9 protein-coding genes and 1 pseudogene are annotated in these 15,622 nt (G+C 45.2%); all 10 read left to right on the forward strand.

The features are described 5' to 3' along the window. The first annotated feature begins 7 nt into the window (after positions 1 to 7). The 10 genes and pseudogenes from LX66_RS14645 (at position 8) to LX66_RS14690 (ending at position 15,600) form a co-directional block, all read left to right on the forward strand. Entirely contained in the window at positions 8 to 8,551 is an 8,544-nt protein-coding gene (locus tag LX66_RS14645) for an RHS repeat-associated core domain-containing protein (RefSeq protein WP_145714765.1), read from the forward strand. 13 nt (positions 8,552 to 8,564) lie between these two features. Beyond that, positions 8,565 to 8,933 (forward strand): hypothetical protein, encoded by a 369-nt coding sequence (locus tag LX66_RS14650; RefSeq protein WP_145714767.1) that lies wholly within the window; start codon positions 8,565 to 8,567, stop codon positions 8,931 to 8,933. A gap of 146 nt (positions 8,934 to 9,079) precedes the next feature. After that, entirely contained in the window at positions 9,080 to 9,616 is a 537-nt protein-coding gene (locus LX66_RS14655; protein WP_145714768.1) for an Imm42 family immunity protein, read from the forward strand. 430 nt (positions 9,617 to 10,046) lie between these two features. Beyond that, positions 10,047 to 10,211: pseudogene (locus LX66_RS28630) on the forward strand (hypothetical protein); the annotation flags it as partial. A gap of 12 nt (positions 10,212 to 10,223) precedes the next feature. After that, positions 10,224 to 10,685, forward strand: coding sequence for a hypothetical protein (locus LX66_RS14665; RefSeq protein ID WP_145714770.1), 462 nt, complete (start codon positions 10,224 to 10,226; stop codon positions 10,683 to 10,685). 565 nt (positions 10,686 to 11,250) lie between these two features. Next, complete coding sequence (locus LX66_RS14670; RefSeq protein WP_145714772.1) at positions 11,251 to 11,661, forward strand: hypothetical protein; 411 nt, start codon at positions 11,251 to 11,253, stop codon at positions 11,659 to 11,661. Between the two features lie 59 nt (positions 11,662 to 11,720). Further along, positions 11,721 to 11,978, forward strand: a complete 258-nt coding sequence (locus LX66_RS14675) for a DUF7660 family protein (RefSeq protein WP_145714774.1) — start codon at positions 11,721 to 11,723, stop codon at positions 11,976 to 11,978. 254 nt (positions 11,979 to 12,232) lie between these two features. Continuing rightward, positions 12,233 to 13,102, forward strand: coding sequence for a hypothetical protein (locus tag LX66_RS14680; protein ID WP_145714776.1), 870 nt, complete (start codon positions 12,233 to 12,235; stop codon positions 13,100 to 13,102). Between the two features lie 30 nt (positions 13,103 to 13,132). Further along, the gene (locus tag LX66_RS14685; protein WP_145714778.1) at positions 13,133 to 13,891 is read left to right on the forward strand and encodes a hypothetical protein; all 759 of its coding nucleotides are present in this window, start codon (positions 13,133 to 13,135) and stop codon (positions 13,889 to 13,891) included. 545 nt (positions 13,892 to 14,436) lie between these two features. Beyond that, positions 14,437 to 15,600, forward strand: a complete 1,164-nt coding sequence (locus tag LX66_RS14690) for a hypothetical protein (protein ID WP_145714780.1) — start codon at positions 14,437 to 14,439, stop codon at positions 15,598 to 15,600. Positions 15,601 to 15,622 lie beyond the last annotated feature (22 nt).

Raw genomic sequence — 15,622 nt, forward strand, 5'->3', positions numbered from 1 at the left:
TTAACGGATGAAAGATATGATGCATTTTGCACGGATTAAACGAACAGGTAAATGGTGGCTCACCGTATTGCTGCTCCTGGTGCTGGCCGGTAGCAGCTATGCGCAGACAGGTACGGGCGTTACCTTTAAAACAGTGCTGGACGGCGGGCAGAACCAGTTGGTGGCAAATGCCGAAGCTACCGTACAGGACAGTATCTACTTTGATGCTGCCCTGCAAAGCAGCCTGGATACGCCGTACCCGGTAAGGAACATCGTGACCTTCCGGATCAATGAATACGCGAATATATACCTGCCGGCTGCGTTCAATGTAACCCTGAATGTCCGGATCACGTATACATTGCCGGATCTGACCACTGCATCGATTGACAAAAGCCTTGTCATTAACTACGATACTGCTGCATCCTACAAAGCAATAGATGGGTTTACCTTTAACAATGCCCACCGGGTTACTGTGAAGGTGCTGGATGTTACGTCGGATGCAGGCACCGGCTTGCTGGCGGCCCTCCTGCTGGAAAATGAGATACAGGCGCAACCCGTTTATATCCTATCCTGCTCAGATGATGCGGTGAAGACTGTTTGGTCCGATGATCCTCCCAACACAGATTCTACGGATGAGATCAAGGTAAATTGGACGGCTATAACAGGCGCCGATGAGTATGATCTGGAATGGGCTTACATTGATTCCTCCGCTTTTTTAAATGAACGATATGGCAACCCTGTGGATCCGCAGTTGGTATTTGAGAATAATGCCACACGGGTGACTGTGCAAAATAATGCTTATAGCATTCCACTGCTTTATGATAACGGAGGCGTGCTGTACTTCCGGGTAAGAGCGGTACAACAGAAGGGAGCGGCAAGAGTAGAAACCGCCTGGAGCTCCGGTTTTTCAGGAGGGTTGGGAAGCTATCATTTTTGCGGCCATCAACGGAACCTGAACTGGCAGTCTGCTATCTCCTTTGCAGAAGAAGGAAAGCGTAAGGTGGTTGTCCAATATTACGACGGCAGCCTGCGCAGCCGCCAGACCGTAACAAAAGATAATACTACCGATACCACCTTAGTCAGTGAAACTTATTATGATTACCAGGGAAGGCCGGTGATATCGGTATTGCCTGCACCTACCTTAAGCTCAATTGTTAAGTACAGTCATAATTTTAACAGGGCGTTAGACGGTTCAGAATATGATAAGGAGCGATACGATCACCTGGATGATCCCGCTGACTTCCTGGGCGCCAGCGCTGAGGCGATGTCGAATGAAGAGAGCGGGGCCAGCTACTATTATTCTGCCAACAATCCCAATAAGGATAACGGGTTTAACCGTTTCATACCCGATGCCCAGGGATATCCCTTTACAGAAACTGCCTATACGCAGGACAATACGGGCCGGATCAGCCGGCAGAGCGGGGTAGGGCCCACCTACAAGCTGGGCAGCAACCATGAAACTAAATACTATTACGGCACAGCCGCGCAAAAGGAGCTGGATGCCCTGTTTGGGACTGAAGTGGGCAATGAGACCCATTATTTCAAGAATATGGTGCGTGATGCCAATGGGCAATATGCAGTGACTTATCTTGATATGCATGGCCGTACCATAGCAACGGCATTGGCCGGGCAGCCGGACAGCGCCACACTGGCGGCCCTGCCTTCCGACGTGCCTTTTACAGTAACAGATACACTTTCCGGTCCCGGTAAGAACACCATAAAAGACCTGGTAATGGAGAGTGTGAAAGGCCTGTTGGTGCCTGTACCCGGGCCCTATGAATTCAGTTACGAGTTAACGCCTCCTGTGCTGCAGAAAGAGGGATGTACGAGCACGGTCTGCTATAATGCCTTGTACGACCTGGAGATCACCATTACAGACGACAGCTATAATCGATTGCTGGGCGGGGAGCCCTTTACCAGGACAGTGCACATACCGGGTACTTTTACGGCCGATTGCGGTATTCCCCCGCAGCCGGTTACAGTTAATTTTACCCTGGACCTGCCCCAGGGCAGCTATACCGTCACTAAGCGCCTGAGCATCAGCGGGGAGGGGCTGGAATACTACCGGGATAATGTGTTTGTGGAAGCCAATCTCTGTAAAACCCTGGACGATTTTATCCAGGAACAACGGCAGCTCTTGTTGAACGAACAATGTGCACCTACCTGTCAGTCGTGCATGGACAGCCTGGGCACCTGGAATGATTTCCGGAATAATTATATGAGCAGGGCCGGTATTATGGAAGATACTGCGTCTTACCGTGGAGAAGCCTGGGCTGCCTTCCAGGCCGCCGCAGCAGACTGCAATGCTTTATGTAACAATGAATCGGAAACGGAGGAGAAAAGAAAGGCCTTGCTGCTGGACGTAACCGCTCCATCCGGCCAATATGCGAAGCCGGATGAAAGCCAGCATGAATATTCCATTTTTTACCAGCCCAGCTCAACCGCTACCCCAATCTATAAGCGGGACGACATTACCTACCTGGATGAAGCCGGCAACCCGGACCTGGTGTATAATCAATTCACGGATGCCTATGTGAAGCCGCAAACACTGTCGCCTGACCAGTTTGCGGCGGCATTCAAGGACTCCTGGGCGGAAGCGTTGCTGCCCTTCCATCCTGAGTACTGTAAGCTGGTGGAATTCGGGAAGCACGACGCAAGTAATAAGTGGGACAGGGATTTTCAGTCAACGGATACATATGCAGAGGCCAGGGCGAAGGGCTACCTGAACCCAACAGCGCGCACCGATGGTCCGTTTGCGAGCTTCCCTACAGGCACAGCTCCGGCGGATCCTTTATCCATGGAAAGCGCTGCCCTTAAAGCAGAGCTGGAAGGAAAGCTGCTCAACTTTAAGGAGGGATGGATCGGGAATAGCAAAGTGGCTTATTCCCTGTGGACAACGGCTACTATTACTGTAAAGTGTGGGGAAGACAACCCGGCTTGTGTGAACAGTTATCTTTCGCCTGCCGAGGCCTTTAATGAAAGCAAGCTGTGCGCCGGGGACCTGGATATGGCCTGGCGTAGTTTCCGGGAACTGTACCTGCAAACAAAACGGGACATCATTCATCGCCTGGTGACAAACGCTGCCTGTCCTAATGGGCCGGGCGCTCCTTCTGCCGACAGGCTGATAGCGGCAGGCAAGCATCCGAATTTCAACAGCGCGGCAGATGCGCTGACGCAGAACGGGTTGGATTACCTGAACAATATGACAACGGAACAGCAGGGCAAGGATAAGGGGAACGAGTTGCTGAACCAGACGTATGAAAGCAATTGCAGGGCTTATGTGAGCCTGTGGATGAAACAATTGTCGCCCTGCACCTACTATGATGCTAATGCCCTGGACGAGATTACCGAGCAACTGGTAGCCGTGTGCAGGGAAGGGTCGGATATTAACCACACAACCGGCTCAAGCACTGTAAGGCCGGAAAGCACTTATGGCTACCGTAGCTTTCAGCAGGTGATAAATGAGTATAATGCGCAGCATGGCATTAATGATGCGGTGAATTGTAATGCCGAGCTTATTACCGCTCCCAAGCCGTATGATAAACAGCCTGCTTATGGCAGTAAAACCACTTACACTAAGCCGGATGAGTGTGAATGTACAAAGCTGAATGTTTTGCACAATGAATTCCAGGTGCAGCGAACTGCTGCTGATAGCAATTTTTCTGCTTATCTCCTGAGAACAAGAAAGGTAAAAATACTTGAAAGCAGCCTGGAAGAACTCCTGGATGCCTGCAATAACAGCCTGGCCAGTTGTACCTACCTGGCGGAGCCGTTGCTGGTGCCGGCGTTTATGCAGTGTTACACAGGGCCTGCATGCGCTACCTGCGCGGTGGTGGACAGCCTCTATACTGCATTCACCAATGCCTACCCGGGAATAGAGATCATTCCAGCGGAAGCTGACACCCTCCAGCAGAAGAAGAACCGCCTGTTCGCCAATTTTATGAACAACAGGCTGGGCTTTGCAAAAGAGGCATGGGAGTATCTCAGTTTCCGTGACAGTTGCGGGAATGTTACCTCCCGGGATACGGTTGTTTGCCAGTCGGCCCGGCAGTTGGTAAAAATGTACTCAAGCGGTGGCTCAGATGACATGCGGGACATACAAAAGACGGCTGACAACGGTTACCTGTTGGCCGGTTCCACTACGCCCGGCAGTGGCGGCGCCAGCAGGGTTTCCGCATCTGCCGTGGGCATGGGAGGAAAGGAAGCCTATATTATTAAAACTGATAGCAAGGGCGCCTTCTTGTGGGCAAAGATCTATGGCGGCTCTGGTGATGATGAGTTTTATAAGCTAAAGCCTACCACGGATGGCGGTTATATTGCCCTGGGTATGACAAAATCCTTCCAGCACTCCACGGGCGACATTTTTATTGTAAAAATGGATGCGGAGGGGAATGTATCCTGGAGCAGGGCAATAGGCTTTGGCACCACCTACGGGGAGTGGGGACAGGATATTGTGCAGACGCATGATGGCGGTTATGCCTTTACCGGGCTCTATAATTATGATGCGGGTGTATCAGACTGGCTGGTAGGGACCTTAACAGTGGATGGGACCCTGAGCTGGATAAAGCGAATGGGTACTCACCGTTCAGAAGCTAATACTTACCTGCTGGCGGACAATGATACCCTGGTTATATCAGGCACCACTTACAATGGGCTCAATACTTATTTCAATGGCGCACTTCTGAAGATCAACAGGAGCACCGGCGCCCTGTTGAATGCAGCGGAGTACGATATCGAAGGGAACGGTACTACCGGGAAAAGCAACTGGTTTGGGCCTATTTTCAAAACTGCGGCCGGTTATAAGATAACTGTTATAGAGACCGACGATTTTTATGCTACAAACGGCAATGGCGTGATACTGGACCTCCGGAACAATGGAGATGTGATAGCGGCCAGGGCCCTTGGTCAGCCTCCTGGCGCAATTGACTGGATCTCCATTACACCTACTTCGGATAGTGGTGTCATTGCCTCGCAGATATGGCATACTGCACCTACTGATGTTTATCTTCATAAAATTTCCGCAGATGATACGATTACCTGGTCCAACCAGTTGGTCATGGATGGGAACGAGCAGGTATCACAGCTACTGGAGAACCCTGATGGCAGCTTTGCGGGTGTGGGCATGCATAACAACCAGGCAATGCTGGTGCTGCCCCTGGCATCCGGCAAAACAGGTTGCCAGGATAGCGCCATTGACGTGTCCTACACTACCCTCAGCACGGTGAAGCTGGCATTTGAACCGACGGTAAATAATTTCCTGTCCAACCCGGATATCAATATTTCCCCTGCCGTGCAGACCTGGTATGCAACAGAGGCCAACCTGGCCTGTAATGGATTTGATAGCTGCTATACCGTTAACAACGGCCCGCTGCTTTGCGGCAATGTAGAAGAGGTGTTTGCCCCGGCATTCCTGGACAGCATTGATAACTGCACGGATAACGATTTCTTTGCCATCAGTACAGGTACTATACTGTATAATGCTTACCGTGATTCCATAATGGGCAGCTTTGAGCAGGACTACATCAACACCTGCCTGCAGGCGGCAGACCTGGAAAGCTTTACGGTGAACTATAGTACCCGTGAGTATCATTACACGCTATATTACTATGACCAGGCAGGCAACCTGGTAAAGACTGTTCCACCCGCAGGTGTAGTGGTAGACCGCTCGGATACCTGGCTAAACCAGGTAAAAACAGCCAGGGCGGCCGGAGAACGGTTGGTACCGGCTCATACCCTGGTAACCGGTTATCGTTACAACACGCTCAACCAGGTGATAGCGCAGCGCACACCGGATGCAGGTGTCAGCCACTTCTGGTACGACCGCCTGGGACGGCTGGCAGTTTCCCAGAATGCGAAACAGGCAGCCGATAATGCCTATAGCTATACCTTGTACGACCCGCTGGGACGGATCACGGAAGTAGGAGAGATCAGCAGCGGCACAGCAATGACGGATGCTATCAGCCGTAATGACGGCGCTTTATCAGGCTGGATCAGTAACGCAGCGGACGCCAAAACGCAGATCACCCGTGCGGTATACGATCTGCCGCACAGCCCGATAGAAGGACTGTTATGGAACGCCACCAACCTGCGTAACCGCGTGTCCTGGACGGCAGTATACAATACTGCGGCAGACCTTGCGAGCGGGACAGACCGTGCTTCCGCTACTTTTTACAGCTATGACATTCATGGTAACGTAAAAACGCTGTTACAGGACTTCAATTCCGGAGCGGCCAATAACGTTGCCAACCGTTTTAAGAAGATCCGCTACGATTATGACCTGATCAGCGGTAAGGTAAATATGGTGAGCTATCAGCCGGGTGAAAAGGATGCATTTTACCATCGCTATAGCTACGATGCAGAAAACAGGCTTACGAACGCGGAAACCAGCCCGGATAGCGTTTACTGGGAAAATGATGCCTATTACCAGTACTATAGGCATGGTCCGCTGGCCAGGACAGTACTGGGCCAGCAACAGGTGCAGGGGCTGGATTATGCCTATACCTTGCAGGGCTGGCTGAAAGGCGTGAACAGCACCACGCTTACGCCGGGTTTTGACATGGGGCAAGATGGCGCTGCGGGCGGTATCACTGCCCGTGATGCCTTTGGTTTTGCCTTGCATTACTATGGAGAGCGGGACTACAAACCTGTAAATGCGTCCGTGCAACCTTTTGCCGGCGCAGAAAGCACCGCATTCAAGCCCTTGTTCAATGGTAATATCGGGGCTATGAGCGTGAACCTGCCGAAAGCAGGAGAACCGCTATTATACAACTACGGTTATGATGTGCTGAACAGGCTGGTGACCATGAATACTGTACACAATCTTAGTACCACAGATAATACCTGGAGCCCTGTGGAGGTACCTGATTTTGCCGAGAGCATCAGCTATGATCCCAATGGTAATATCCTGACTTATAACCGTAATGGCAATAATACCTGGGCGGGTAAGCCTACCATCATGGACCAGTTAACGTACAATTACATACCTGGCACCAATAAGTTGGACGCTATCAGCGAGCCTGCCGCCAATGACGGGAACTATGATAATGACATAGACGGGCAGGCCAGCGGTAACTATGGTTATGATGCAATAGGTAATCTTACCAAAGACGCGGCCGCCGGAATACCAGCCGGCGGTATTGAATGGACGGTATATGGTAAGATAAAAAGCATTACCAAGACAGGAGGGCCCACGATCCAATACACCTACGATGCCGCCGGCAACCGGATCAGCAAAATGGTGGACGGCGTGGAGACCCGTTACATACGGGATGCTTCCGGTAATGTGATGAGCGTGTACGTGGCCGGGGATAACGCTATTAACAGCGGGGCGCTGAGCCAGACAGAAGTGCACCTGTATGGCAGCAGCCGGCTGGGCATAACAAAGCGTATCACCAATGTTGAGGATACTTCCAGCGCCCCGGGAATTGATATGGGCGCACTGGGAACCGGAAAAATTGTTACTTTAACACGTGGTAACAAGTTCTTTGAGTTAGGCAACCATTTGGGCAATGTGCTGGCTACCGTGTCAGACAGTAAGAAAGCGGTGTCTGAAGATGGTAGTACTGTGGATCATTACGAGGCGAATGTGGTGTCGGCCCAGGATTACTATCCTTTCGGGATGCTGGAGCCAGGCAGGAGTTATGCGTCGGGGGGGTATAGGTATGGGTTTAATGGGAAGGAGAATGATAATGAAACGGGCTGGCAGGATTATGGGATGAGGATTTATGATCGGCGTGGGGGGCGGTTTTTGAGTGTGGACCCTATGGCGAAAAAATTCCCAGAAGAATCCCCTTACGGATTTGCAGGAAATAGCCCTATCTCCTATGTAGATTATAATGGGATGTTCAAAATTTCACCCTTCTTTGCAAAACGTTACCCGACCCTGGCAAAAGTCATAAAGTACTATTTACCATTACTTAAGGACAATCCAGGCATTAGAGATGCATGGATAAAAACATCAGGCTACAAAGATTTGGAAGCGGGAGGTAGAGCCTTTGACGAAATGGTAACCTATGGTAAAGGCCCATGGATAAGTCCTACACGTGACGAATCAGAAGCTAAAACAGATAATATGCCTCTGTTGAATAAAATTTTTTACGGACAAGGAGGAGGAGAATACGATGAAAATAGTTTCCCAGATAATCTTATAATTGGGCATGGGCAGATTGAGGACTTGGAAACTGCCGTAAGAAAAGGCGATGAAGATGCAATTGCTGAAGCGATGTTTATTGTCACATCAGCCATCATGCATGAATCAGCTCATTATGGCCGGTCTAAGTTAGGAGTTCTTCCAGATAATGATTTCACAAACGAAGCGGGAGCTCAGTTCGAGTTTTTTGCATTCGGAGAACGTTTTAGCTATAAGCGTCCCAATATAGCAGATGCAAGATTGCAAAGACGGGATATAGACGCAATGAAAAGCTGGCTTAAAAAGAATAAAGTTAAACCTGCGACATTTGGAATGTCTATTAAACGAACCTTTTATAACTATTATGGGATGGTAAAAGACGCTCCTGTTCCAAAGGGGCAAAAGGGAGATGTTACTGTAACTAAAAATAACGATGATGAATAAAATGATCAATTTTATGAAAGAATTTACAGAGGCTATTTTAGTTTGCTTGGTTATTTTATTAGCTGGTTGTAAAGATCGATCACTTGATACAGACGGTCTAGCGGATGAATATTGTGAATGTATGGAAAAGAATGGTGCACGTCAGGATTATTACAATGCAAGAGTTATATGCGATAGCAAGTTTATCTTAAAGAATAGATTTTTTAAGATAAATTATATCGATGCTTTATACGGACGATATATGGTAACCTTAGAAAAGGAGACAAAGGATAGTGTAATTAAGTTTAATTATGATTTTTTTATTAAAGTGTCCGAGCGGTGCCCATATGTTTATAAAGCAGATTCTATAAGAGAAGCTTACCGGGAAAGATTAAGGCCTTAGAACCATTGGCATAAGGATGCGTGACATCAGAGAGAGTCCCTCATTGGCGCGAGGAGGTAGAGGAGCCATGAGGTGCAGCAATCTTCGTGTTCCAATAATGAGAGATATCGTTTAGGCACGAGGAGGAATAATAATACCTTAAGATTATGAGTTTAGTTGGACATAAGCAAGTGGTTGCCATTGAATGGAACTTGGATAGCTATTATAAACCTTATTATTATGGTCACTTATGTGTTTGGATTAATGGTAAGCCCGTAGGTAGCTTTAAGGAGATATCTACTATTTCTATATCTGCCAGTTACCTAAGAGATTTCCTTGGATATAGTAATTCACGTTTCTACGCTGGGTCCGAGAGAATGAGTCGAGATGAATTATTTAATTTATTGTACTGGAGGTTTATTTGTGATGATAATGAGGACATTATTTTTGAGGGAAGCGACAGTTATTTGTATATGCATAAATTTAGAGACGTGTTTTGGTTGGATGATATAGGAGAGTATAGTTTCAGGGACAAAATTGGTATGGTGCTGATTGATGAGCCGGTATTAAAAAGACAGCGATTAATCTGGAAAGAGTTTGTTAGTGGAGTACTAAACGAGTTTTTTATGCCTAAAAAATACTTTGATATAGTTGCAAAAGAATTTTTAAATGAATTCAATAATCAAATTGCTAAGGTTAAATAGGGAAACAGCTAGAGATCATTTTTCCTCTGTTGTAGACCTCACTGGCGAGAGGATGTAGGGAACTATGGGGGGTAGCAATCTTCGTGTTCAAGTAATGAGGGATACCGTTTAGGCAAGAAGAGACTCAGGCACATAGCCTGCACGCAATCCTCGCGGTAAAGGGGGAAAAAAAAGAAGTAATACAATTCGTAGATTTTAAAAAAAAAAGGTTGGAGAAAGAGTATTAAATCCAGAAACTTTATTGAAAGATGAAAAGTTTAAAGCTTTATTTTTCTTGGATACAACAAATAAGTAAGATGGTTACAAAAGATCAAGCAATTGATATTGCAAAGGAGCATATTGCAAAAAGGAATAAAGGGAGCAAATATTACCTAGTCTTATAGCTAGGTAAAACAATTGACTTTGAGCTAGGGTAGGTTTTTTCTACCAAACTAGGGAGTATATCGAAACCGGAAATATTTTAGACATGGCTGTGGGTAATGTGCCTATCATTGTTGATAAAAGAACTGGTGTTGTACATATAACAGGCACGGCTCATCCAATTGAGAAATATATTGAAGATTATTTAAAAGAAAGACGAAACGTGGGAGGGTAAAAAATTATAAAAATGTCAAAACAAGAATTTTCATTAAAAGAATCAAATGCCCTTTATTTAATTCTTGCTCTCTTGTTTACTGGAGGGCTTACTTATTTGGCTTTTGGACCTTATGAAAACACAAGAGTTATTTTTGATATAAATTCCTTTGCGGCTTTTTTTCTTATTACGTTCCTTATAACAATTGCAGTCTATGGCTGGTATCAATTTTTTAATAAAAGAAGCATAATTACAATTGGCTATCAAGGAATAATTTATAATAAGAAGTTGATAAAATGGCAGGATATTAAGAGTTATAAAACGATAAACTATACGAGCGATATTATAGATACTTTGCATTTGGTTTTAAATGCTGATAAAGAATATACAATTTCACTTTTGGGGTTTAATACAGATAAGCAACACATAAGAACCTGTATTGAGAGCTTTGCCAATATTTCATTAATTGATGAGGGGCATTTTGATAAAAACTAACCCTTCGCCTTTAGCGTGAGGGCGTAAGGAAGCAATAAGTGGTAGGAATACTAATGCTCCATAGAGAGAAATATCGCTTAAGCGAGAATAAGGTTACGCACATAGCCTGCGTGCTATCCTTGCTGAGAGTTTAAGTTCAACGAAGGACGACAGAGACCCTTATTGGAGAAGCTAGGAGTTAAACCATTTGATCAATGATATATAAGGACGATTTTATTAAATTCTTGAATGATTATTTTAAAGGGAAAAGAGTTGATGTTAAGCATTTTCCTTCTGGTTGTTCAATGATCGACATATATATAACGGAAAAGGATTTGATATGCGTACAGGTTGAGCCATCTCAAATCGGCATTTCAAAAATTGAGGATTATCCAAATTATTTTGACTTGAGTACTATAAGTGATAATGTATTTTACTCTAATGCAGACGCAGAAAATTTCATTCTGAGGATGAATATATAATTCCCCTCACTGGCGCGAGGATGTAGGGGAGCTATAAGGCGTAGCAATCCTCGTGCGCCAGCAATGTGAGATGTTGTTTGGGCCAGAGGGGCTAAATAAGAATTATGATAGAAGTGCATAACTTAAGAATTTTGAATAAAGCAATTAATACTATCACTCATGCTACTTTGGAAACGTACGAAATTTATACAAATTTTTTTGCAAAACTAAAGATAGAGGGTACGGTATATGAATATTCTGGTTCAGATATGTATTCCTGTTTAGAGTATTATAGATTATTGTTGGAAGAGCGGGGATTGTTCATCCTTTGTTATGGTTCAAGAATTGATACTCATCCTTCAGGAATGCTTCGTGATATGTCGGGTGGATTCAAAACCTATTTACTCATTTGGGGAGAGCTACCTACGATTGTAGTAAATATGCTGGACTATTCGGATGAAAACATAGGCACTGTAGAAGAGCAAAAGGAATATTTTGATAAATGGAGAGTTCATATCAAAGGGGAAAAAAATTAGGCCCCTACTGGTCGCGCGAGAGGGGGTGATTGAGAAAGTATAGTCCTAAAATAATTGCTATGGAAAATGTTAATGAGAAGATAAGCAGAATTGACAGCAAAGAGGACTTTTTGTACTTTTTAATTGATTTGATTGCTGATTTTCGGCATAACCGAGATGAATGGGAAAATAAAAGTCTTGAATCTTATTTAGATGCTATGGCAAGTTGGATAGCCGATATGGAGGGGTTTTATATGAATAATAATATACCCGTTCCAACAAGTGTTGATTGGAAGTTTTTTGCAAGAATATTAATAGCAGCTAAAATGTATGAATGACTAATTGAAAATCAGCCCCTTATTGGTTGGCGCGAAGATGTAAGGGAGCTACGAGGCGCAGCAATCCTCGTGTCCCAACAATGAAGGATATAGTTTAGGCACGAGGAGGCGAGGCTCACGCACATAGTCTGCGCGTCATCCTCGCACCAGAAGGAGTGGATTGTGAGCGTGGGCAGATGTCTAACATTATGTGTTCAAAAAGGCTTGCGGCATGGCCGCAATTAAAATATACTCAGGCGCTATAACTTATACTTATGAACAAATTGGCACTTTCTTTTTTGTTGACTTTTTTTTGTTTAGCTGGATGTAAAAAGAGTACTGAAGATGAACGTAATCAGGGCACTCAATTCCGTGGCCTTGAAAGTATACGTGGTTCACATGGAGAGGCCTTGGATTTTTATTATGAAAATGATCAGTTAACAGGTTTTTCTTCTCCGTATTATGGAACTCCTCAGCATAACATATTTTACAATACGGATGAAAAAATCAAATACATTGTATCATATGTTTGGGATTCTTATAGGACGCGTATGGCCTCAGCCATTTTTTCTTATGATCTTAATGGGAATGTAATAAAGGTTAATTATAAAGCAGCATTTGACATAAGTGTAACAGACCCTTATTTCGGAGATCTGGCAAATGGTAACATAGATCCGGAATATGATTCGCTGGTATATGATGTGAATAAGCGAATTGAATCAATTTATACCTTGGAGAATGGTTCGATTGAAAATCATGTGAAATTTTATTATGAGGCCAATAAAGATGTACCGTTTAAGCTGGAGGAATATGTGTCAGAAAGGGGCGCGCTCGTGTTGTATGATCAGATAGTTATTACCACGAATGATATGGATGCTCCTTATAGGCACTTATGGTTCTTGCCATACGCAAGAAAAATGGAGCGTGTAGTTTTACCAATCTTATTTGATGACCCTTCTACATATATAGGTATTTATTTATCCTATGTAAACAAATGTATCACCAATTATAAAGTATATAATGACTGGGGGTTTTATAATTACCAAAATACCATATTTACTTATCATTATAATAGTGACCATACAATACTCACTGCAAAAAAGCAAGGTAACCCTTTTGATAGTATAAATTATAAGTTCAGGTAAAAAGTTTTATATACAAGTAATATCCTAAAAATGAAACAACTTTTCATCACTTTCATCACCCTGTTATTAGCCCACCATTGCTTTGCCCAGCATGTATATCAAATCCATGCAGATACTGTGCATATCTACAATACCTGTGATACCGCCGAACTGGTATTGGAGAACCGCACCAAGGGCGTCCAGGGTTTTTTGTTCAATAAGGGCAATGGAGTAACCGAATTCCGCCGCCTGGAATTGAAACAAATAGGCATATACCAGTTGGCCATCCAGGGACAGGATACAATAAGCCTGAACTTTCCGGCGCCGCCTAACAACCAGTTAAAAGACTTTTTGGTAAGCCAATCTACCTCAGACCCGACTGCCGGAAACTTCGAGGATTTATATACTTATGATATACCCGCTGGTAAACTGGCGGCGGATGGAGATAAAATAAGGGCTTGCTATGTGGGTAGCATTTCCGGTACCTATACCAATATAAATCACAGGTATATAGCCCTGGTTATAGGGGGAATACAATCCACGATCCAATTGGGCGTGTCAAACTCAAGTTCTAACTGGAAGGCAGATGTATTATTCATGAGGACAGGTCCTGCGACCGGGAGCCTGGTCTTCTCGACCAATTTGGCCGCCTATAACGCGAATACCAAAGTTGTTGAGTTGACGGGATTGAATTTTAATAATCCTGTTCCTTTTAATTTCCAGGCAGCCGGGGGCGGTGATGCCGGAGATGTGACGGTTAAAATAGGTACAATAAAATATGAACCGGCCGCAATGGAGATAGGTTTATAATAGGGTTTAGGTATGCAGGGGATTGATATTATTATTTTTCATAATTACCCGCTTACTTGCGCCGGCGCCTCTAATTACCCCCTTGCTGGAGTGGGGGGAGGGGGGGACGAACATAAACCGGGGGGCTTCCGTAGTAAACTGAGGGGGTACGAACCTAAACTGGTTTGGGTAAAACATAAACCAGTTTACCTTCTACCCAAACCGGGGGGCTTCCGATATTAAATGACCCGGTCAGTGACCCAAACCAGTTCACCCCGTATATAAACCGGGGGGGTACGAAAGCAAGCCAGTTTGGGTAAAAGATAAACCGGGGGGCTTAAATTATAAACCGGTTTGGGTAGTACATAAACCAGTTTGTATAAAACCCAAACCGGTTATACTTTTACCCAAACTGGTTCATGTTTATGTCACTGTATGGAACAATGAAAAAAAAATTGCCAGGGGAAATGGCAGTTTTTTTAAGGGAAGGAGGGGCAAGTTTGCATATTAGGTCATGTTTTGTAGAATGATGGAATGTTTTATATCCCTATATCAATGTTAAGACAATGAAAAATATTTTCCTAGCTGTTATCGGCTTGTTATTAGCCAATTACTCTTTTGCCCAGCACGTGTACCAGATCCGTGCGGATAGTGTACGCATTTATAGCACCTGCGACACAGCAGAACTGATCCTGGAGAATCGCACCCGGGACACCTTGGGATTTCTATACAACAAAGGTGACGGGCGGACGGAATTCCGCAAACTGCGGCTTGTTTCCCTGGGTAATATGACCATCGCCATCGAGGGGCAGGATACGCTGCAGCTTGATACCAACGGCTTTATCCTGAACCAATACCAGGCGCCCCAGCCAGGTGGGCTGTGGGTGACGGACAGTGTGCGTGCAACGCTGGGACGGTTTATAAACGGGGTGTTTGTCGGCTCTTCCGGGTTTAATACGGGACTTACGGGTAGCGGTACCAACGCTATTATACAGGCGGGAGGGTTTGACAAGATCCGGGTAAATTCGGGTACCACAGGTAATATTGATATGCAGGGAGTTATTCGTAACCATTATTCTACCGCATTCAGAATTGATACAACTACGGCTACTGCCACCAGCATGAGCGGTAACCAGACTACCCTGCTGGTCAATAATCTTAATACGCAGGATACAGTGGTCCTCCCACCGGTAACAGATGCCTGGATGCAACAGCCTTCCGTGGGCAGGATATATCATATTAAGAAAATAAGTAGAAATAATTTTCCGGTACTGGTTACGGCCTCTACCGCAGTTCTGACAGATTCGATAGAAGGCAAGCGGAAAGACACTTTGTTTCATTATGGAGATGCATTGACCGTGCAGGCCCAGAAAGGTCATTGGCGGGTATTAAGCAGGTATAATGCAGAGAATGATCATTACATAAAACGGCAATCGGCAATAAGCACAGTTACTGGTAGTGCAACCTTAACGGAGAATGATCGTACAGTGATTGTACAGAATACGGGAAACGCTACATTGTCGCTGCCGGACGCAAATACCTGCCAGGGGTGCGTATATACAATTAAAAAGATCAGTGCAGCCGGTAATAGTATCACAATTGATCCATCGGGTTCCCAGCAGATTGATGGTGCGCTTACAAAGAGCTTTGATGTGCAATACTATGCGGTAACTATCCAGGCAAATGGAGGCGCCTGGTATATTATTAATGCTTATATGGCATCTTTATAATTGGAGAATACCAGGTAAAATA

The organism is Chitinophaga japonensis (assembly GCF_007830125.1).
In the GTDB taxonomy this organism is placed as follows: domain Bacteria; phylum Bacteroidota; class Bacteroidia; order Chitinophagales; family Chitinophagaceae; genus Chitinophaga; species Chitinophaga japonensis.